A 21560-nucleotide genomic window follows, 5' to 3' on the forward strand; every position below is an offset into this window, starting at 1 on the left:
AGGAGGAAAAAATATGCCAAAAATTACTATAAATTGTAAGGAAGTTGAAGTACCTGAAAATTATACAGTTTTAGATGCTGTTAAATCTGTTGGTGGATATGTTCCGACATTATGTTATATGAAATTAGATGATATAGGAATTGAAAACAAACCTGCTTCATGTAGGGTATGTATGGTTGAAGTAGAAGGAAGACGAAATTTAGCTCCAGCATGTGCTACTCCAGTTGCAGAAGGTATGATTGTAAAAACTCATTCAAGGAGAGCTATACAAGCAAGAAGAACTGCACTTCAACTATTATTATCTGACCATCCACAAGACTGTTTAAAATGTCCAAAAAATGGCGAATGTGAATTACAGGATTTAGCAGCTGAATTAAATATTCATAATAATCCATATATGGGTAAAATGTCTTTACATAAAAAGGATATTTCAGCAGCAATAATCAGAGATCCAAATAAATGTGTAATGTGTAGACGATGTGAAACTATGTGTAATGAATTCCAGACTGTCGGCGTTCTATCTGCTGTAAACAGAGGTTTTGATGCTGTTGTTAAACCAACCTTTGACTGGAATCTCGAAAATACTGCTTGTACATTCTGCGGTCAATGTGTAGCCGTATGTCCGACAGGTGCTTTAGTTGAAAGATCATATATTGATCAGGTATGGGATGTTTTAGAAGATCCAAAGAAACATGTTGTTGTTCAAACAGCCCCAGCAGTTAGAGTTGCTATTGCTGAGGAATTTGGTCATGAACCAGGTACAATATCTACTGGAAAATTAGTTTCTGCTTTAAGAGTTTTAGGTTTTGATAAAGTATTTGACACTAATTTTTCTGCTGATTTAACAATAATGGAAGAAGCTACTGAATTTATTCAAAGATTAGAAAATGGCGGATACATGCCAATGTTAACAAGCTGTTGTCCTGGTTGGGTTAAATTTTTAGAACATCAATTCCCTGAATTATTGGAAATGCCATCAACCGCTAAATCTCCTCAACAGATGTTTGGAGCAGTTGCAAAAACATATTATGCCCAAAAAGCAGGAATCAATCCAGAAGATATTGTTGTAGTATCAATAATGCCATGTTTGGCTAAAAAATATGAAGCAAATAGAGATGAATTAAGAGATTCAGGATATCAGGATGTTGATTTTGTAATAACTACAAGAGAATTAGCAGATATGATCAGGGAATCAGGTATAAACTTTAATAATTTACCAGATGGCGAATATGATAATCCTTTAGGTGAATCAACCGGTGCAGCTGATATCTTTGGTAGAACTGGTGGTGTTGCAGAAGCTGCTTTAAGAACAGCTTATGAATTTATTACAGGTGAAGAATTAAAAGATGTAGACTTTGTTGGATTGAGAGGTTACGAAGGTGTAAGAATTGCAGAAATCGATATTAAAGGAAAGATAATTAGAGTTGGTGTTGCACATGGCTTAGGAAATGTAAGGAAATTGTTGGAAGATATAAGGGAAGGAAAAGTCGAGGTTCATTTGATTGAAGTAATGGCATGTCCTGGTGGTTGTGTTGGAGGTGGAGGACAACCTTATCATCACGGAGATTTCAATGTTATAAAAAGAAGAATTGAAGCTATTAACAAAATAGATAAGGATAAACCTATAAGAAAATCACATGAAAATCCTTCTATAAAGAAAATTTATGACGAATTTTTAGGAAAACCAAATAGTGAAAAAGCACATCATTTATTACATACTGAATATTTTGAAAGAGAATGGTTATGATATAATAAAAGCGGGGATTTTCCCCGCTTTTATTATAAAAATTTAAATTTTCTATTGTATTTAGGAGGTGCAAAATGTATACATATGGATTGATATTAATTGCAAATAATGAAGAAGAAGCTTACAATTTAGCTTCAAAATATGCAAGAAGATATGGAAATCATAATGTTTCTTCATGTATTAACTATTTAAATGAAAAAAAATTATTCGAAGACACAGTAAATGATTTAATTTCTATGTATAAAAGTTTAAAAGAAGCGTCAGAAAATATGATAAAAAGATTTGAAGGAAAAGTTCCTGAAGATGATTATATTTTAAATCAATTAAAAGATAATTTAAAAAGATTTGAAAACGGGAAATATGCTTATCCTGAAGAATGGAAACTGGTATTTCATGATGGCAATGATTTTGAACATATTGATAATTATAAAATATTTGAAAATATTAAAAATCATCACCAAATAAAAAATTTATATTTATTAATAATTGATATATTTTAAGATTAATATATTCTAAGATGGCTTTTGCCATCTTTTTTATTTTGCTTTTTAGAAAAAAGTTTCAAAAGTTGACTTAGCTTGAAATCTGAGATATAATATTAATATATGTTTCATTTTTTTTTGAATTTAAGGAGGGATAGAATGAAAAAAGCATTTTTTTTTATAGGTATTTTTTTCTTAGTATTTTTGCTTTATGGTTGCATGGATTTAAACAATGAAAAAACATATTATATTGAAGGGTATTTTAAAGATGATTGGGGAGATGGTCAATTACATCCGTGGAGTGGAGAATTTGTAATACTTGCTTTAGATTCAAGTAATAAAATAAAAGGTTATGATATTGCTAATGATCAAGAACCAAAAAACGATTACTTCAAAATAGAAAATCTTCTTGAAGGAAATTATATTTTAAAGGTATATACAGATGCCAATAATAATATTGATAAAAATGATTTAGAATCATTATTAAATAACACACCAGATGCAATAAAACATATTAATTTAACGAATAATGCAATTATCACCATTCTTTTTGGTGAAAATGATTAAGGGGGGGAAATATGCCGGAATTTGCAAATCCATTTTCAGGATTAAAAAGTGGTAGAAAATTAACGGATGAAGAATTAGTCAGAGCTATTCGCTATATGGTTGCTGCAGAATATGAAGCAATACAATTATATATGCAATTAGCTGAGTCTACAAATAATGAATTAGCAAAAGAAGTATTGGTTGATATCGCTAATGAAGAAAGAGTTCATGCAGGAGAATTTTTAAGATTATTAAAAGAGTTGGATCCTGAAGAAGAAAAATTTTATAATGAGGGTGCTAAAGAAGTAGAAGAGGAAATTGAAAAGTTTAAATCAAAATAATAATAAACCGGTATCTTAAGATACCGGTTTATTATTTGAAAATATAATTGTTTATGTTATAATATCTTCGTTATTTTTAATAATTCGGAGGGATACAATGAAAGAAAATATATATGTTATAGGACATAAAAAACCTGATACAGATAGTATTGTTGCTTCTATTTCTTACGCTTATTTAAAAAATAAGATCGATAATAAATATATATATATACCTTATAGACTTGGAAATCTTAATCCGGAAAGCAAATATGTCTTGAATTTTTTTAATGTTGAACCACCAAAAATCTTAAAACATGTATATATACAGGCAAAAGATGTTATGATAAAGGAGGTTATATCAGCCTATAAGGAATCTACTATTTATGAAGTTGGAAATAAAATGCTTGATAATCAGATAAAAAGTATTCCAATTGTTGATAAAGAAAATAAACTAATTGGACTTTTAACAGAAAGAGAATTAGCAAAAAATTTTTTACATGAAATACAAAATTTCACACTTGAAAAAAATCCTCCAAAAGTAAAGGATATTATAAAAACAATGAATGGAAAATTAATTACTGGAGATGAAAATAAAAAATTAAAAGGGTGTCCAACAATTGGTGCAATGACAGCTGAAGAAGTACAACGTTATGTAAAAAAAGATGATGTATTGATTACAGGAAATAGAAAAGATGTACAAAAAATTGCTCTTGAAAAAAAAGTAAGCTGTTTGATAATAACAGGAAATTTTTTTCCAGATTCAGATATAGTTGAACTGGCAAAAAAACAAAATACTCCAATTGTTGTTTCACCTCATCCCACATATATTACAGGAAGATTATTAAGATTAAGTACTCATGTTGAGAGAATAATGGAAAAAAACCCGCTTACAGTACTTCCAGACGAATTGCTACAAGATTTTGAAGAAGAATTGATGCAGGATAAAAAAGGTGTTGCGATAGTTATAGATAATGAGGATACAGTAAAAGGAATAATAACAAGACATGATTTAATTAAACCCAAAAATAAAAAGGTAATTCTTGTTGATCATTCAGAAAAATCTCAAACTGTAGAAGGAATAAAAGAAGCAGAAATTTTAGAAATTATAGATCATCATAGATTAGGAGGATTGGAAACAGGTCTTCCAATTACTGCCCATATTAGACCTGTAGGTAGTACCAATACGATAATATGGGACTTATATAAAAAAAATAAAATTTCCCCTCCATCTGAAATTGCCGGTTTAATGTTATCTGCCATATTATCAGATACTATGATATTAAAATCTCCTACTACAACATATGAAGATAAACAAACAGTTGAAGAAATTTCTAAGATGTTAAATATAGATCCAATTGAATATGGAATCAATATGTATAAAGCTAAAACAAATTTAAAAGGTTTTTCGGAAAAAGATATTTTAACCCTAGATTTAAAAGAAACACGAATATCAAGAGGTAAAATTGCAGTATCTCAAATTGAAGTTATAGATCCCCATCAAATTCTTTTAGAAAAAGAAAAAATTTTTAAATCAATGGAAAAATATGCAAAAGAAAAAAACTATGTTTTATTTTTATTTTTATTAACAGATGTGCTTAAAGAAGGGTCTTATATTTTTTCCGCAGGACAATACAAATTAGCGGAAAAAATATTTAAAATTAAATTCGATAATAAAATAGCTTTTTTAAATGGAATAGTATCAAGAAAAAAGCAAGTCATGCCTTTAATTTTCAGGAATTTATAACAAAAACAATACAGATAAAAATTATCTGTATTTAAAGTATTGTAAAAAAACCATTAAAGAGCGCTTTTTGCGCTCTTTTCATTTTTTCTTGATTATAGCTAGATAATATGTTTTATATTGGATTATTGTTATTTATATTCGATAATCTTTATTTTTATAATAAGTTTTTTTGTATTATAATAATATTAGAATTTTCTAATATTCTTTTTCTTTTAATTTTTATACGGGAGATGATATTATTGGACGAATGTAAATTAATTTCTAATATTTTTAAATCTCTATCTCACCCTGTAAGGCTAAGGATAATCAAACTTTTGAATGTAAAAAAATTATCTGTTTTAGAAATTAGCGAAAAACTTCAAACTAGTCAATCAAGTATTTCTCAACACCTTAAAATTCTGGAAGAGTCAGGAATTATTTCAAAAGAAAAAAAAGGAAATATAGTTTTTTGTAAATTAAAACATACTTTGGTTTTGGAACTTTTATCCGATGTAAAAAGAATAATTTCACAAGAACTTAAAGAAGCTAATAATATAATAAAGAAAGCATAATTTGGCTATTTTGTGAACAAAAATAATTTATCAAATTTAAAGATTTTTTTCACAAACAATTTTAAAAAGGAGGGAGTATTTTGAAAAAGTATATTTCAACTTTTTTAACCCTGTGGATAATCTGGATAGCCTTAACAGGATTTTCGCTTCCAGAAATTCTTACGGGTTTATTAGTTTCTCTGGTATTATCTGGAATTATAGCAAACATAGTTGATTACTCTTTTAATTTTTCCATTGTACCAAAATTATTCGTATTTGTTTTTATCTATGTTCCTGTTTTTATTATGGAAATGATAAAAGCGAATTTTGATGTTGCTGCAAGAGTATTGAATCCATCTTTACCATTAAATCCAGGATTCGTGAAGGTACCAACTAAATTGAAAGGTAATGTTGGAAAATTAACGCTGGCAAATTCTATTACATTAACTCCAGGTACTCTTTCGGTTGATGCTGATAAAGATTATATTTATATTCATTGGATCGATGTTAAAGGCGAATCTCCCGAAGAATATCAAAAATATGTCTCAGGAAAATTTGAGAAAATTTTGGGAGGGATTTATAAATGAATAGTTTAATAGGAATTTTAATTGCTATTGGTGCATTTTTCTCTATTTTAAGATTAATTCAGGGCCCCACAACACCAGATAGGGTTGTTGCTGTTGATACATTAAACGTTATAATAACAGGTTCTATTGTGTTTTTATCCTATATTTTCAAGAGTGAATTATATCTTGATATTGCTTTAGTTTATGGGGCATTATCTTTTCTTGAAACTGTTATTATCGCCCGTTATTTGGAGGGGAAAAAATGACTATAATTGGATATGTATTTATGATAATAGGTGCTCTTTTTTATGTTTTGGGTGGCTTAGGGTTATACAGAATGCCTGATGTTTATAACAGGCTTCAAGCAGCAACTAAAGCTACTACGTTAGGAACATTTTCTTTAGTTTTAGGTGTTGGAATTGCCCAACCACAATGGTTTATAAAAACATTATTAATCGTAGTTTTTTTAACAATTACTAATCCAGTTGGTAGTTCTGTTTTAGCTAAGGCTTCTTATATTTATGGCGCAAAACCATTTAAATTAATAAAAAATGATTTAGATGAACTCTACAAAAGTAGAGGTGATAAAAATGCAAATAATTGAAATTTTAGTAGGTATTACATTATTAATTTTTGCTTTTTTAGCTATAGAATCAAAAAAAATAATTAACTCTGTAATTTATTTATCAATATTAAGTATGTTATCAGTAGTATCTTTTATATTTATGAAAGCTCCAGATGTTGCTATTACAGAGGCAGTAATAGGTTCAGGTTTAGTAACAGCTATATTCATATTTACCCTTTTTTCTATAAAAAAGGTTGGTGATAAAAAATGATGAAAAAGGTTATTGCTGCATTAATAGTATTGGTTTTAGGAATTTTTATTTTTACAAATCTTTATTCAACAGGTGAAGGTAAATTATTTCCAAAATTTGGTGAAGTAAATTTAACTGAAAGAGTATCAAATAGTTTTGTAAATAAAAATGTTAGTGAAAATTCAGGTGAAATAAAATTTAAGGAAACAAAAGATGCAGAAAGCGGTTCGGCTAATATGGTAACTTCAATTGTTGTAAATTACAGGTCATTTGATACATTAGGTGAAGTTACAGTGTTATTTGTTTCTGCTTTAGGTGTTGGATTGTTATTAAGCGGTAACACAAGAATGAAATTTAAAACACCACCAAACTTTATTTTAAAAGCTGCAGTAAGAATAATTTCAGGAATCATTTTAATAACAGGTGTTTATATATTCATTCATGGTCATTTAACTCCAGGTGGAGGATTTCCAGGTGGTTCTATGATTGCTTCGGCAGTATTATTGTTCTACATATCTGATGATGAATTTAAAACAAAAGTAAAAGCATTTAAAGTACTAGAAGGAACAGCTGGAAGTTTATATTTAATATTCGGTCTTTTAGGAATATCATTGGGTGGATATTTCTTATACAATTTCTTACCTACAGGTACAGTCGGAGAATTATTCAGCGCAGGTATAGTTCCAATTATTTACATTTTTGTGGGATTAAAAGTAGGATCTGAGCTTTCAAACTTGATCTCAGATTTTCTCTCAGAGGAGGGGAAATAAATGATACAATATTTATTTATAGGTTTAATATTAATAGGTATATATGGTCTTTTAACTCAAAAGAACTTAATTAAAATTGTTGTGGCATTAAATGTTTTAGAAGTTGGAGTAAATTTATTTATTATATCTATTGGATATGTTAAAGATGGAATTGCTCCTATTCTATTTAATGGTGTAAAAACAAATAATAATTTGTTTGTTGATCCTTTACCTCAAGCTCTTGTTCTTACAGCTATTGTTATAGGTGTTGGAGTTACAGCGTTAGCACTAACAGTTGTAAGAAAAATTTATGAAAAATATGAAACATTAGAATTGGACGAGATGGGGAGTGAAAGCAATGATTAATCCTGTTTTATTAATAGTAATCCCATTACTATTTGCCTTTTTATCTGTTATTTTCAAAAAAGCTGATAAAACTCTTTTATTAGCTGCAGTTGCATTTAATGTTTTTGGAGCTCTTGTTATTCAGGAAGGTAATATTATCATTGGTGGTTGGAAACCTCCATTTGGTATAAATCTTGTTGTTGATCAATATTCGATATTTGGATTAATGATATTAAATATTGCTTTTGCCTTATCTGTTATTACATCATTAGCTTCAGTAAAAAAATATTCAACTGTATTATTGGTTTCACTGGCTTCGTTAAATGGAATGATGTTAACTGGAGATTTGTTTAATTTATTCGTATTTTTAGAAATTGCATCAATTTCAGCATATATAATGTCAACGATGACAAAAAGTTTTAAAGGAACCTTTAACTACATAATTTTAGGAGCTCTTGGTTCAAATCTTTATTTATTGGGAATTATTATTCTTTATGCAACGACTGGAACATTAAACATGGCTGATATGGCTTCAAAAATTAGCTTTGTAAATAGTAACGTATTATTATTAGCAGTAACATTTATATTTGCTGGATTTGCAGTAGAAACTAAAATAATGCCGTTCAACGGATGGGTAAAAATGGTATATGGAAATGTTAATGATTTAAATGGTGGAATTTTTGCTTCTGCATATGCAACAGCTGCTATTATGATGTTTGGAAGAATGTTTACAAATATATTTGTAGTAGATGGAACATTGAAAACATTATTACTAACAATTACAGCGTTAACTTTTGTATTTGGAGAAATTGCAGCTTTTTCACAAAAAAATATAAGAAGTATTCTCGCATTTTCTAGTATAGGACAAGCCGGGTTAATAACAACATTGTTCTTAACAGGTATTACTGGTGGAGCAATGATGCAGGTTGCAAATAATGCTTTTGCTAAATTATTAATGTTTACAATTGCTGGTGCAATGTATGTATACACTGGTACTGATAATATTGAAAAACTGCAGGGATTATTCAAAAAACATAAATTAATAGGATTAGGTTTTTCAATAGCAGCACTTTCTTTGGTTGGATTGCCATTATTCTATGGTTTTTATGTAAAAATATTTACATTAACAAATCTATTCAAATTAAATAATTTCTGGATTCCTGCATTAATCTTATTTGCAAGTTTAATTGAAGGTATTTATTTCATTAGAATGTTAGTTAAATTATGGAATCCAGGAGAAGAAGGAAAAGAATCAAAAGATGTATATACAACAAAACTTTCTTTGGAAAATTCATTTGCTTATGCTGCTTTAGCGATTGCAGTTGGATTATTCATAATTTACATTAGTTTCAATCCAGAATTTATAACACAGGGTATAAGCAATTACCTTTCCAATATACCGGGAGGGATGTGAAATGGCTTTAAATACTTTAATTCTATTCATACTATTAGGTGCATTTATTACATACGCTATCAGCAAATTTAATGATAAAGCTGGTGCATGGTTAACTGTTATTGTTTCATTAATAGCATTATTTAGTATATACATGTTAAAAGATTCTAATAGCGAAATATTTAATCTATTTGACTATGGTATGTATTCTTTGAATTTAGTTACATCAAATTATGCATGGTTTTTCTCGATAGTGATGGTAATTGTTTATTCAATGGTAGCTTTCTTTAACCCATATTGGATGGAAAAACTAATACACCCTGCTGCATACAACTTATTCTATGTACTGTCTTTGGGCGGAACGATTGGTGTATTTTATGCAAAAGACTTTTTAACATTATTTATTTTCTGGGAATTAGTAGTTTGGTCATCAATGTTTATTATCCCACTTGGAAAATCTAGAAAAGCTTCCGTTGTTTATTATGGAATAAGTACTGTAGGATCATTTACAATGTTATATGCTATTTTAATGTTGAATGTAAAATATGGAACATTTGAAATAAATACAGTTATTCGAAAAATGACAGAAGATCCTAATTTTGCAATTTTCTTCTTCTTCTTCTTGATTGTAATTGCTGGTTTAACAAAATTAGGTATATTTCCATTCCATACATGGTTGCCTATTGCCCATGGTAATGCACCACATACATTTTCACCTGTATTATCAGGCGGTCTTGTAAAAATGGGTGGATTTATAGCCTTTTTGATGACAGCAGTATTACCAACATCAAAAGTATTTGCAAATCATTTAAATATATTGAATAATCCGTACGAAAATTATATATTAATGATACTTGGTGCCATCAGTATTATTATCGGAACATTAATGGCAATAAAACAGGATGATGCAAAAAAACTTATTGCTTACTCCACTGTAAGTAATAGTGGTTATATTTTAATAGGTTTAGCAATGGTTGATCAAACAGGATTTGCAGGTGGAATGATGCATGTATTTAATCATGCAATGGCATCAGCTGCTATGTTTTTATCTTTTGCCGCAATAGCTTATAGGACGGGGACAACAAAAATATCGGAATTAGGCGGATTAATAAAGAAGATGCCTGTTACATTTGCAGTATATTTAATTGCTATTATTTCTTTAGCAGGAATACCTCCAATGAGTGGATTTGCATCAAAGTGGTTGATATATCAAGGATTAATTAGAAAAGGGAATATGTTTATAGCATTTGCAACATTCTTTGGAAGTGTTGGGTCTTTTATGTATGTTTTTAGACCGTTAGCTGGTGCATTTCTTGGTCAATTATCTCCAAAACATGAAGAGGTAAAAGAAGTTCCATTTTTAATGCAATTACCAATGTTAATAATTTCAGGTTTAACTATATTATATGGTGTATATCCAGGATTAATGTTAAAATATATCGCTAAAATTCAAGAAACAGTTGGTTTAAAAGCTATTGGTGTTGAAGGATTTAAAATATTTACTCCTAATGGAATGTGGGATTCATGGACAGTTACTTTAGTATTTACTATTGGTTTTATTATTGCAACAATATTGTATTTTATATTACCAAAATCAAAATCAGTTGGTTTAATGGATACTTATACAAGTGGTGAATTTATATATGATCCTGATAAATATCATTACTCGTCAAATTATTATGCCCCATTTGAAAGATTATATAAAAATCATCCTTCAGTTGAAAAATTCTATGATGTTATCGCTTTAAGAACACGAGAATTTGGATATTTAATAAAAACGTGGTTCTTTAATGAAAATCCTACATTTACGGTGTTTTGGATTTCTATTGTAATTACTGTTATATTTATGTGGGGTGATAAAATATGAGTACTTTTTTCTTAGGTTTAGCTTTATTACTATTAGCCTTTTTCTGGCAAATTACTTTATCTGGTATCCAGAGAAAAGTAGTTGCAAGAATTCATAGAAGAGTTGGATCTCCATGGTATCAAAATTTTATAGATATATTTAAAGCATGGAGTAAGAGTTCAATTTCTCATGGGTTTATATATGATTTTGGCGTATTGATGGCTTTAGGTGGCACAATTGCTACATTAATTTTTGTTCCTGCTGGTGATTTGGTTGTATTCAAAAATTTGGATAACTTTTTTGTTATAGTCTATTTGTTAGCTGTTGGTTCTCTTGGAATGGCAATGAGTGCAGTTGGTTCAGGAAACCCTTGGGCAAGCATAGGGGTTATGAGAGCTTTAACTCAAATGTTAGGATATGAATTACCTTATATTATGGCTGTATTTGGAATAATTTATGCAAATAAAACCGCATCCATTTCAGCAATAGCTGTAGCACAACAAGGTATGGGAATATTAAGCTGGAATATGTTTAGAATGCCATTAGGTACTATTGTAGGTTTTATTACTTTAATGGGAATGCTAGGAAAAAAACCTTTTGATACTCCTATAGCTCCTGCAGAAATTGCATCAGGTCCTTTAGTAGAATATGGTGGAAAACATTTAGGTATGCTTATATTGCAACATGAATTTGCAACATTTGTCGAAATAGGATTATTTGTAAATTTATTTTTAGGTGGCGGAACAATAGTAACATTTTTAATAAAATATTTTATTGTTTATATGTTAGCAACAATAATCTCTACTGTTGTTGCAAGATTTAAAATAGATCAATTAGTAGTATTCTATTATAAAGTACCTCTTGCTTTAGCTTTTATTCAAACGGCAATTATAATATTCACCGGTTTGGGGGTGAGCATATGGCTTTAAATGATAACGAAAAAATTAATGAAATAGATGTGAATGAATTAGATTGTAGAGATACTTTAACTTTCTGGGAAAAATTTGGAAATATTTTTAGAAGCAAATCTATTTGGATGTTGCATTACTGTACTGGTTGTGGCGCCATGGAATTACCTCCAACAATGACATCAAGATTTGATATGGAAAGAATTGGTATGGCGCCAATGGCCACACCAAGACAGGCAGATGTATTATTGGTTACTGGTTATTTGAGTGTAAAAACTTTAAGAAGGGTTATATATACTTATGAGCAAATGCAAAATCCAAAATATTTAGTTGGTTTTGGTTCATGTACATTAAATGGTGGAGTTTATTATGATTCATATGCAGTAATTTCAAGATTGGATTATTACCTACCAGTTGATTTATACATTGCAGGATGTATGCCAAGACCCGAAGCAGTAATGAGTGGATTTAAAAAATTAATGGATATGATTAAAAAAGGTGAAGCATTGGGCTGGAAAAGGTATCAAAAATATTATGACTGGTACAAAAATAACCAGATTCGCGCCCTTGGGGAGGTGTATGTGAAAGATGAATTCCATGAATAATATTATTGAAAATATAAAATCAAAATTCAATCCAGAAAATGTAGAAATAATTAAAAAAAATCAAATTGCTATTGATTTAAAAAATGAAGAATTGCACTCTGTATTAGCCTATTTAAAATCACTGGGGTGGAAACAATTAACTTTACTTACATGTATTGATTGGATAAAAGAAAGTAAATTTCAATTGGTATATATATTGATGAATTGGGAAAATTCTATCACATTACAAGTAAGAACAAAAATAGATAGAAATAATCCTAAATTTAGAACAATTGTAAATATTTACCCTGGTGCTGAATTCTATGAAAGAGATGTACATGAATTTTTTGGTGTTGAATTTGAAGGAAATAAAAATGCTGATAAACCTTTATTCCTCGAATTATGGGATGATATACCACCATTAAGAAAAGATTTTGATCCTTTAGCATATTCTAAAAGAAAATTTGATGTTAGAGAATATAAAGTGGATTTTATTCCGAAAGAAGGTGAAGCAAAATGAAACGACAGGTAAAACTATTTTTAGGTCCAAATCATCCAGGTATGCATGGAAATTTTAGCGTTCATCTTTATGTTGATGGCGATATTGTAGAAAAAGCACGTCCTGTACCTGGAATGCTTCATCGAGGATTTGAAAAATTAATGGAAAGACGATTATGGATGAATAACCTTGCTTTAATACCAAGAATTTGTGTTCCAGAACCTGATATTAATGAAATGGTTTATGCTATGGGTGTAGAAACGCTGGCAAATGTTGAAGTTCCAGAAAGAGCACATTGGATAAGAATGATTATTTTAGAATTAGCAAGAATAGCAAATCATTTAATGGCAATGGGTGGAATAGGTGGCCCTACTGGTTTATATACTGGTCCAAATTGGGCTATAGCAGATAGAGATTTAATTCTTGATATTTTTGAAGAAATAACCGGTGCAAGAATTTATCATATGTATATTGTTCCCGGTGGAGTAAGAAAGGATTTGCCGAATGGAATTGAAAAGAAAATTGAAAATTTTCTTGATTATCTTGAAAAAAGATTACCAGAATATGATGATTTATTGCTTAAAAATCCTATGGTTCAGGCAAGGACAAAAGATAATATTATTTTAACAGAAGAAGTATGTTGGGAACTTGGAGTAACTGGTATAGGGCTAAGATCATCATCTGGAAAACCATATGATATTAGAAAAATAGATCCTTATGCAAGATATAATGAAGTTGAATTTGAAGTTCCAACAGCAACATATTCTGATGCATATACAAGATTAACCATAAAATATAAGGAAATTCAACAAAGCATTAAAATTTTAAGACAGGTACTGGATAAAATGCCTAAAGAGGGTAAAGTAAGAGTTAGTTTTTCAAGAGGTAGTGCTTTGAGATGGAGGGTTCCAAAAGGTCAGGTTTTTTCACATATTGAATGTGCTCGTGGTGAATATGGGTATTATATTGTATCTGATGGAAAAGAAAAACCTTACAGAATCGCTGTAAGAGGTGCTTCTTATCCTCAAGGACTTCTTGGCATAGAAAAATATTTACCTGGAACAAGAATTGATGATGTAGCTATTTGGTTGGATACTATGGGGGTATGTGCTCCTGAAATTGATAGATAGTTAAATTGATTAAAAATATAATCGCTTAGAGCGAATTACCACCGGAGGTGAGTGCATGTCTGAAATAAATAAAAGTTTTTTTTCTCCAGCAAAAGCCTGGAAATATTTAACAAAAAAACCTGTTACTATTCCTTTAGATGATATAATAAAGAATCCAAGGGAAGCTGCAGATAATTATAGAGGATTTCATACAAATGATTGGGAAAAGTGCATTGGTTGTGGTACATGTTCAAAAATTTGTCCTGCAGAAGCAATAAATATGATAAAAATTTCAGAACTTCCTGATGAGGAAGGGTCTAAACCTGAAAGACCTGCATTTGATTACGGAAGATGTACTTTTTGTGGATTATGCGTTGATATATGTACTACAGGTTCATTAAATATGTCAAAAGAATATGTTCATTTATCAAGTGATCCAAATTCATTTTTCTTCTTACCCAAAGAAGATGGTATTCATCATATTAAAGTTGAAAAAGCTTATCAAAGAACAGATGATTCTGAATTACTTGATTTAGAAAGAGTTCCTATGGAAATTCTTGATGCAGAAACAAGAAAGAAAACATTTCTTGAAGTTGTAAAAGGGTTTTCAAAACAACAAGCAATTGAAGAAGCTGCAAGATGTGTTGATTGTGGCATATGTACCAAAACATGTCCAGCTCACATGGATATTCCTGACTATATTAAAACTGTATATGATGATAATGTAGAAGAAGGTCTAAGATGGTTATATAAAACAAATCCATTACCTTTAGTTTGTGGTAAAATGTGTACTCACAGATGCGAAACTGCCTGTACAATAGGCCATAGAGGCGAAGCAGTCTCTATTAGATGGTTAAAAAGATATATAGTTGATCAAATACCAGCTGAAGAGTATCATGAAGTTTTAAAACATGAACAACAAATAATTAAAAAGTTAGATAAGAAAGTGGCCATAGTTGGAGGAGGTCCTGCAGGTTTATCCGCAGCCTATTATTTGATATTAATGGGATATAAAGTTACCGTATTTGAAGCAGAAAAGAGACCTGGTGGTGTATTAAATTATGGAGGTCCTACATATAGATTACCTTTAGAATCTTTTGAAAAAGATTGGAAATATATTGAATCATTAGGAGTTGAATTTAAGCTAAATACAAAAGTTGGAGTAGATGTCACCCTTGAAGAATTAAAAGATAATTATGATGCTGTATTTTTATCTTCTGGATTTACACTTGGAAGAACCACAGGTGTTCCTGGTACAGACCATCCAATGGTAAAACAGGCTATGGTTGTATTAAAAGAAATGAAATACTATATTGTAGGTGATGGTCCAAAACCATATATTCCAAAAAAATTGGTCGTTATTGGTGGCGGTAATGTGGCTATGGATGTTGCAAGAACTATGGTTAGATTGCAAAATATAGAATATGGAAAGTCCGAAGTTCATGTAGTAAGTCTGGAAAGAACATTAGAAGAAATGCCTGCAGATTGGGATGAAATTGAAGAAGGCGGAGAAGAAGGTGTAATTTTCCATCCAGGTTGGGGACCAATAGAAATAATAACAGATGGAGATAAAGTTAAAAAAGTCAGATTTAAAAAGGTCTTATCAATATTTGATGAAAATAGAAGATTTAACCCAAAATATGATGAATCGCAGATTCTTGAATTAGATGCAGATTTAGTTGTTGAGTCAATTGGGCAAATGCCAGACTATTCATACTTGCCAGAGGAAATAAAAGAAAAAGTTGAAATAGTAAGAGGAAGACTCAAAACCGATGAATATAACCATGTTATAGGCGTTCCGTGGTTATTTGCAGGTGGAGATATAGTTCACGGTCCTGATATTATACACGGTGTTGCCGATGGACATAGGGCTGCTCAAGGTATTGATTTTTATTTAACTGGATATGACAAAGATAAAAAATAAATAGTGTGACAAAAAAATCCCCGGAATATTAAAAATCCGGGGATTTGATTTTAAAATATATTAGTATTATTATGATATTAGGCTGTCTAAAAAGTCTCAAATGAAACGAAGGCTCGAAGATTGCCCTTAAAATTATGAATGTAAGCCGTCAAAATTACATGGAAGTAATTTTGAGCGAAACAATACACGATGTATTGTTTGAGCGACGGCTGAGAATGAATAATTTTAAGGATTAGCAATCGAGCTGCCTGAGTGAATTTGACTTTTTAGACATCGTATTATGATATAATTAAGAATCAAATAGAAAATACAGGATTGGAGGATTTTTTTTGATTGAAAATAATTTAATATATTTTTTAAAAAAAGAAAAACTATTATTTTTTTTAATTTTTCTTTTTATGGTCTTGATAATAATTACCAAACCGTCTTATGAAAAAATTCTAAATTTCATAGATTGGAATACTATATTTTTTTTATCTGGACTTTTGATAATTACTACATCTATGAAAAACAGTAATTACTTTTTTTATATTGCTGAACATTTATCCAATAAAATACATTCAAAAAGAATTCTTTCTATTTTTCTTGTATATATGTCTGCATTATTATCTATGATTTTAACGAATGATATTGCTTTATTTTTGATAATACCATTTACAATTGAATTGAAAAAAATAGTGAATTTTGATTTTCCCAGAGTTATTATTCTGGAAATTTTGAGCGTAAATATAGGTTCATCACTTACTCCCATCGGAAATCCGCAAAATATATTTCTATGGCATTATTTTGATATAAGTTTTATAGAATTTGTTGTTAAAATGATGCCAATTGTTTTCTTACAAATAGCTTTAATCACTATATTTTCTTTTTTTATGATTAGAGATGAGAAATTAGAAATACATCTAAAAGAAGAAACATATAATAAAAGAAAGTTTTACTTTTCTATTTTTTTACTAATTACTTTTATTATAATATCAAAAACTCATTTCCTTTTTCCATTTTTTATCCTTATATTTATTTATTATCTTATTTTTGACAAATTCAGTATTTATAAAACTGATTGGAACCTTATATTAGTTTTTATTTTGTTCTTTATAAATTTTGGAATTATTTCAGAAGTTGAGTTTATAAATTTTTTAATAGAAAAAATAAATTTAAATCAAAATTTGAATCTTTTTTCTTTTAGCGTTCTGCTATCGCAATTTATCAGTAATGTACCTGCTACAATTTTTATTTCAAATTTTTCAGATAACTGGAGGATAATAAGTTATGGAGTAAACATTGGCGGTATAGGTTTTATTTTAGGTTCTCTTGCTAATATAATTGGTCTAAGATTATCTAAAATAGATAAAGGGTTTAAAGAATTTCACAAAATTTCTATTCCGTTTTTTCTTATTATATTTCTTACAATATATTATATATTATCATAATACTGCATATTAAAAAAGCAAGATAAGCGAACACACCTCAGGTAATGTCTAATAATTAAAAATTATTATAATACAAAATTTCATTCAATTTCTTTCTTTCATATTTTGGTTTACTATCATCAGAATATCCTATTGGTAATATAACTTCAAGCTTATAATTTTTTGGAATGTTTACAAATTTAGAAACTTCATTAAAATTTGTTGGTGTATAAGTTACCGTTGACAATCCTTTTTCCTCTAAAGCCAGTAATAAATACCCTATTGAAAGCCATAATGACTCGCTGGCAAAAGGAGATTTAATATAAGAAAAGGATAATAATAAATATGGTGCTTGAGTTAAAAATTCTTTTTTCCAGGAAAAGCCTTTTTCTTCAAGCCATTTTCTTAAATTCCCTTTCGATTTTTCATAGAAAGCTTTTTCTCCCTTTTCACAAATTTCTCTAATTTTAGCTTTTTTATCTATTTCATCAATTAATAAAAATTTCCATGGTTGATCATTTTTGCCAGACGGCGCTTCTTTTGCAACATTTAAAGCATATTTAATATCCTCTAAAGACGGTATATCTGTTTTAAATTTTCTTACAGTTTTTCTTTTTTTCGCCAATTCATATATATTCATCTTATCTCCCCCCTACTTAAAATAAAAAACTAAATTTTTTCCATTTGCATTTCATCAATTATCACTCCAATGAAATTATATTATAACATATTTCCTATATCTTTTCTATAATACATATTTTTAAATTTTATCTTTTGTAAAGATTTATATGCTTTTTCTCGTGCTTTTTTAATATTATCATCATATTCCACCACAGAAAGAACTCTTCCACCATCTGTTAAAAGTTTCCCATTTTTCAATGTTGTACCAGCATAAAAAATCTGAGAATTAGTATCAATTGTAATTTCAAATCCCTTTTCATAATTAAAAGGATAACCTTTTGATACTGCTACTACGCAGCAAGATATTTTATTCTTCCATTTTATGTCTATTTTATTTAATTCTTTATTATATGTTTTTTCAAATATTTCCATTAAATCGTTTTCAAGTAATGGTAATATAGCTTGAGTTTCTGGATCACCAAATCTTACGTTATATTCTAAAAGATAAGGTTCATTATTTTGAATAATTAGACCTATAAACAATATACCGTTATAATTTAATTTCTCTTCTTTTATTCCATTTATTGTAGGTTTTATAATCTTATTTTCTATTTTTTTCAATAAATCTTCATTTAATTTTGGATGGGGTGATATTGCACCCATGCCACCAGTATTTGGTCCTTTTTCTCTTTCGTATATTTTTTTATGATCCATAGCTGTTTGAAATAGTTTATAATTTTCACCATCAAATAACACAAATACAGACATCTCATAACCTTTCAAGTATTCTTCAATAACAACTTTTTTTCCTGCCTCAGAAAATATTCCATCAATCATAAAACTCTTAAGAGCAACTTTTGCTTCATTATAATCGTTTACTATAATGACTCCTTTACCCGCTGCAAGTCCATCAGCTTTTATTACCACTGGAAATTTCTTGTTTTTTAAATATAATAGAGCATTGTCAATATTATTAAAATCTTTATATTTCGCAGTTTGAATGTTATATTTTTTAGCAAATTTTTTAGCATATATTTTACTTCCTTCCAGTAAAGAAGCTCTTTTATCAGGACCTATAATTTTTAAATTTTCTTTTTGAAATTCATCAACAATGCCATCAATAAAATATTTTTCTGGTCCTACTATTGTAAAATCTATTTTATTATTTTTCACAAATTTAATTATTTCTTCAATTGAATCAATTTTTATATTTTCGCATTTATTTTCGATATTTGTCCCAACATTTCCGGGAATACAAAATATTTTTTCTATTTTTTCGCTTTTTGATAATTTCCACGCAATTGCATGCTCTCTTCCACCATTTCCAATTATAGCCACTCTCATTTTTTCACCTCATTAATGTTTAAAATGTCTCATATATGTAAATACCATAGAAATTCCAAGTTTTTCTGCTACCTTTATTGAATCTTCATCTCTTATTGATCCTCCTGGTTGAATTATAGCTTTTATTTTATATTCTCCAGCTTTTTTTACAACATCATCAAATGGAAAAAAAGCATCTGAAGCTAATACTATTCCATCTTTAGCTCTATCCAAAGCATCAATTGCAGCCCATATCCTATTTGGTTGTCCCGAACCTATCCCTTTTGCCATTTTATTTTTTGAAACAACTATAGCATTTGATTTTGCATATTTTACTATTTTGAATGCAAAAATTAATTCTTCCATTAATTCCTTTTCAATTTTATTATTTGTTACAATTTCAAATTTTTCAAATAATTTTACATCTCTTTCTTGAACCAATATACCTCCATCTATTGATGAATATTCAAGTTTTTCAATAGGTGGAATGTTAGCTTTTATTATCCTTAAATTTTTTTTCTTTTTTAAAATTTCAAGTGCTTTATTATCAAAATCAGGTGCTATAATAACCTCTAAAAATATTTTTTTTATTTCTTTTGCTGTATCCTCTGTAACTTTATTATTAAATGCAACAATACCTCCAAATATTGAAATGGGGTCACATTCATATGCTTTTTTATATGCTTCATAATTTGTTTTTCCAACAGCAACACCACATGGAGTTTGATGTTTTACAGCACAACAAACCTTTTCATCAAATTCATTAACAATTTTCCATGCAATATCTATATCTTTAAAATTATTATAAGATAATTCTTTTCCATTTAATTGTTCAAAATTTTTGAAAAAACCGTTTTCTATAACATTTTCATAAAACATAGCCTTTTGATGAGAATTTTCTCCATATCTCAATTCACTTTTCTTTTTTAATGGCAATGTCATATATTCAGGGAAATCTATATTTAGTATTTTATTGAAATAAGAAGATATAATAGAGTCATAATAAGCAGTTAAATTAAATGCTTTTGATGCAAGGTATAACCTTGTTTTATAATCGGGATTTTTAATACTTTTTATTATTAGATCTATATCGTCTGGATCAACTAAAATTATTGTGTTTTCAAAGTTTTTGGCAGCTGCACGAATTAATGTTGGACCACCTATATCTATATATTCTATTAATTGTGCTGTGTTTAAATTTTCTTCCATTTTTTCTTTAAAAGGATAAAGGTTTACATAAACAAAATCTATCTTTTTTATATTTAAATTTTCAATGGTCTTTTTGTCTTCTTTTGTATTTCTAGCTAATATTCCTCCATGAATTTTAGGATGCAAAGTTTTCACTCTGCCATTTAATATTTCTGGAAAATCTGTTATATCTTCAACGCGAATAACTTTAAATCCGTGATTTTCTAAATATTTTGCAGTATTTCCAGTTGAAATTATTTCGTATTCATTTTCAATTAAAACTTCAGCTAATTTTTCTATATTTTCTTTATAATAAACAGAAATAAGTGCTCTTTTCATTTTCTCCTCCTATATTTTTCTTAAAATTTTATCTATTACCTTAGGATATAATCTATGTTCTATTTTATGAATTTTTTCTTCAAGACTTTCTAAGGAATCGTTGTATTCCACTTTTACCACTTCCTGAGCTATAATCTTACCTCCATCTAACTCATTATTTACATAATGCACGGTAATTCCAGTATATTTAACACCATAATCTAAAGCTTTTTTTATTGCATTCAACCCTTTAAATGCAGGAAGTAAAGAAGGGTGTATATTTATTATTTTATTGCTAAAATATTCTACTATATATTCAGGTAATATTTTCATAAATCCAGCTAATACTATTAAATCCGGATGTTCTTTTTTCAAATATTCAAATAATTTTCTTTCAAAATCTTCTCTTTTTTTAAAATCTTTAAAATTTACTATTTCATAATCTATATATAAATTTATGGCTCTTTGTAAAACAAAAGCTTTTTTATTGTCACTTATTAATTTTATTTCATATCTATTCCTTAATTTTTTTACTATTGCTTCAAAATTCGAACCATTACCAGATGCAAGAACAACTATTTTTTTCTTCATATT

Annotated in this window: 24 protein-coding genes; 20 read left to right on the top strand and 4 right to left on the bottom strand. The window is 28.7% G+C overall.

The window, feature by feature from the left end; translation table 11 throughout:
- The first annotated feature begins 13 nt into the window (after positions 1-13).
- The 20 genes from XO12_RS00895 to XO12_RS00990 all read left to right on the top strand — a co-directional run bounded on the left by XO12_RS00895 (position 14) and on the right by XO12_RS00990 (position 17537).
- On the top strand, positions 14-1747 hold the full coding sequence (locus XO12_RS00895) for an NADH-dependent [FeFe] hydrogenase, group A6 (protein WP_047264802.1): 1734 nt from the start codon (positions 14-16) through the stop codon (positions 1745-1747).
- Between the two features lie 74 nt (positions 1748-1821).
- A complete protein-coding gene (locus XO12_RS00900; protein ID WP_047264801.1) occupies positions 1822-2247 on the top strand; it encodes a hypothetical protein in 426 nt (141 codons plus the stop codon).
- Positions 2248-2388: 141 nt separating this feature from the next.
- Positions 2389-2796, top strand: coding sequence for a hypothetical protein (locus XO12_RS00905; RefSeq protein WP_047264800.1), 408 nt, complete (start codon positions 2389-2391; stop codon positions 2794-2796).
- An 11-nt stretch (positions 2797-2807) separates the two neighbouring features.
- Positions 2808-3116, top strand: a complete 309-nt coding sequence (locus XO12_RS00910) for a ferritin family protein (RefSeq protein WP_047264799.1) — start codon at positions 2808-2810, stop codon at positions 3114-3116.
- A gap of 97 nt (positions 3117-3213) precedes the next feature.
- Positions 3214-4839, top strand: coding sequence for a putative manganese-dependent inorganic diphosphatase (locus tag XO12_RS00915; protein ID WP_175419533.1), 1626 nt, complete (start codon positions 3214-3216; stop codon positions 4837-4839).
- A gap of 230 nt (positions 4840-5069) precedes the next feature.
- Positions 5070-5390 carry a helix-turn-helix transcriptional regulator gene (locus XO12_RS00920; RefSeq protein ID WP_047264969.1) on the top strand — a complete coding sequence of 107 codons (321 nt, stop codon included), beginning with the start codon at positions 5070-5072 and terminating at the stop codon, positions 5388-5390.
- Positions 5391-5470: 80 nt separating this feature from the next.
- Complete coding sequence (locus tag XO12_RS00925) at positions 5471-5956, top strand: Na+/H+ antiporter subunit E (RefSeq protein WP_052913092.1); 486 nt, start codon at positions 5471-5473, stop codon at positions 5954-5956.
- Positions 5953-6201 (top strand): cation:proton antiporter, encoded by a 249-nt coding sequence (locus XO12_RS00930; RefSeq protein WP_047264797.1) that lies wholly within the window; start codon positions 5953-5955, stop codon positions 6199-6201. Before XO12_RS00925 ends, XO12_RS00930 begins: the two co-directional genes overlap by 4 nt.
- Positions 6198-6539, top strand: a complete 342-nt coding sequence (gene mnhG, locus XO12_RS00935; protein WP_047264796.1) for a monovalent cation/H(+) antiporter subunit G — start codon at positions 6198-6200, stop codon at positions 6537-6539. Before XO12_RS00930 ends, mnhG begins: the two co-directional genes overlap by 4 nt.
- Positions 6526-6771: a hydrogenase subunit MbhD domain-containing protein gene (locus tag XO12_RS00940; RefSeq protein WP_047264795.1), complete on the top strand. Its 246-nt coding sequence runs from the start codon at positions 6526-6528 to the stop codon at positions 6769-6771. The genes mnhG and XO12_RS00940 overlap by 14 nt, the downstream gene beginning before the upstream one ends.
- On the top strand, positions 6768-7520 hold the full coding sequence (locus XO12_RS00945; protein ID WP_197073298.1) for a Na(+)/H(+) antiporter subunit B: 753 nt from the start codon (positions 6768-6770) through the stop codon (positions 7518-7520). Before XO12_RS00940 ends, XO12_RS00945 begins: the two co-directional genes overlap by 4 nt.
- On the top strand, positions 7521-7865 hold the full coding sequence (locus XO12_RS00950; protein WP_047264794.1) for a sodium:proton antiporter: 345 nt from the start codon (positions 7521-7523) through the stop codon (positions 7863-7865). It abuts the gene before it with no gap.
- Positions 7858-9258, top strand: a complete 1401-nt coding sequence (locus tag XO12_RS00955) for a complex I subunit 5 family protein (RefSeq protein WP_047264793.1) — start codon at positions 7858-7860, stop codon at positions 9256-9258. Before XO12_RS00950 ends, XO12_RS00955 begins: the two co-directional genes overlap by 8 nt.
- 1 nt (position 9259) lies before the next feature.
- Positions 9260-11104 carry a proton-conducting transporter membrane subunit gene (locus XO12_RS00960; RefSeq protein WP_175419534.1) on the top strand — a complete coding sequence of 615 codons (1845 nt, stop codon included), beginning with the start codon at positions 9260-9262 and terminating at the stop codon, positions 11102-11104.
- Positions 11101-12012: a respiratory chain complex I subunit 1 family protein gene (locus XO12_RS00965; RefSeq protein WP_175419535.1), complete on the top strand. Its 912-nt coding sequence runs from the start codon at positions 11101-11103 to the stop codon at positions 12010-12012. Before XO12_RS00960 ends, XO12_RS00965 begins: the two co-directional genes overlap by 4 nt.
- Complete coding sequence (gene nuoB / locus XO12_RS00970) at positions 12003-12596, top strand: NADH-quinone oxidoreductase subunit NuoB (RefSeq protein ID WP_197073297.1); 594 nt, start codon at positions 12003-12005, stop codon at positions 12594-12596. The genes XO12_RS00965 and nuoB overlap by 10 nt, the downstream gene beginning before the upstream one ends.
- On the top strand, positions 12580-13095 hold the full coding sequence (locus XO12_RS00975; RefSeq protein ID WP_175419536.1) for an NADH-quinone oxidoreductase subunit C: 516 nt from the start codon (positions 12580-12582) through the stop codon (positions 13093-13095). Before nuoB ends, XO12_RS00975 begins: the two co-directional genes overlap by 17 nt.
- Positions 13092-14204 (top strand): NADH-quinone oxidoreductase subunit D, encoded by a 1113-nt coding sequence (locus tag XO12_RS00980; RefSeq protein WP_047264789.1) that lies wholly within the window; start codon positions 13092-13094, stop codon positions 14202-14204. The genes XO12_RS00975 and XO12_RS00980 overlap by 4 nt, the downstream gene beginning before the upstream one ends.
- A 55-nt stretch (positions 14205-14259) precedes the next feature.
- Entirely contained in the window at positions 14260-16107 is a 1848-nt protein-coding gene (locus XO12_RS00985; RefSeq protein ID WP_047264788.1) for an FAD-dependent oxidoreductase, read from the top strand.
- A gap of 329 nt (positions 16108-16436) precedes the next feature.
- On the top strand, positions 16437-17537 hold the full coding sequence (locus tag XO12_RS00990; protein WP_047264787.1) for an SLC13 family permease: 1101 nt from the start codon (positions 16437-16439) through the stop codon (positions 17535-17537).
- 55 nt (positions 17538-17592) lie between these two features.
- On the opposite strand, the gene XO12_RS00995 is transcribed toward XO12_RS00990, so the two are convergent.
- From XO12_RS00995 to purN, 4 genes are all read right to left on the bottom strand, one after another.
- The gene (locus XO12_RS00995; protein ID WP_047264786.1) at positions 17593-18156 is read right to left on the bottom strand and encodes a nitroreductase family protein; all 564 of its coding nucleotides are present in this window, start codon (positions 18154-18156) and stop codon (positions 17593-17595) included.
- 80 nt (positions 18157-18236) lie between these two features.
- Entirely contained in the window at positions 18237-19481 is a 1245-nt protein-coding gene (purD, locus tag XO12_RS01000; protein ID WP_047264785.1) for a phosphoribosylamine--glycine ligase, read from the bottom strand.
- A gap of 12 nt (positions 19482-19493) precedes the next feature.
- A complete protein-coding gene (purH, locus tag XO12_RS01005; protein ID WP_175419537.1) occupies positions 19494-20987 on the bottom strand; it encodes a bifunctional phosphoribosylaminoimidazolecarboxamide formyltransferase/IMP cyclohydrolase in 1494 nt (497 codons plus the stop codon).
- Between the two features lie 9 nt (positions 20988-20996).
- Positions 20997-21557 (bottom strand): phosphoribosylglycinamide formyltransferase, encoded by a 561-nt coding sequence (gene purN, locus XO12_RS01010; protein ID WP_175419538.1) that lies wholly within the window; start codon positions 21555-21557, stop codon positions 20997-20999.
- Positions 21558-21560 lie beyond the last annotated feature (3 nt).

It is taken from the genome of Marinitoga sp. 1154 (genome assembly GCF_013363285.1).
Classification (GTDB): domain Bacteria; phylum Thermotogota; class Thermotogae; order Petrotogales; family Petrotogaceae; genus Marinitoga.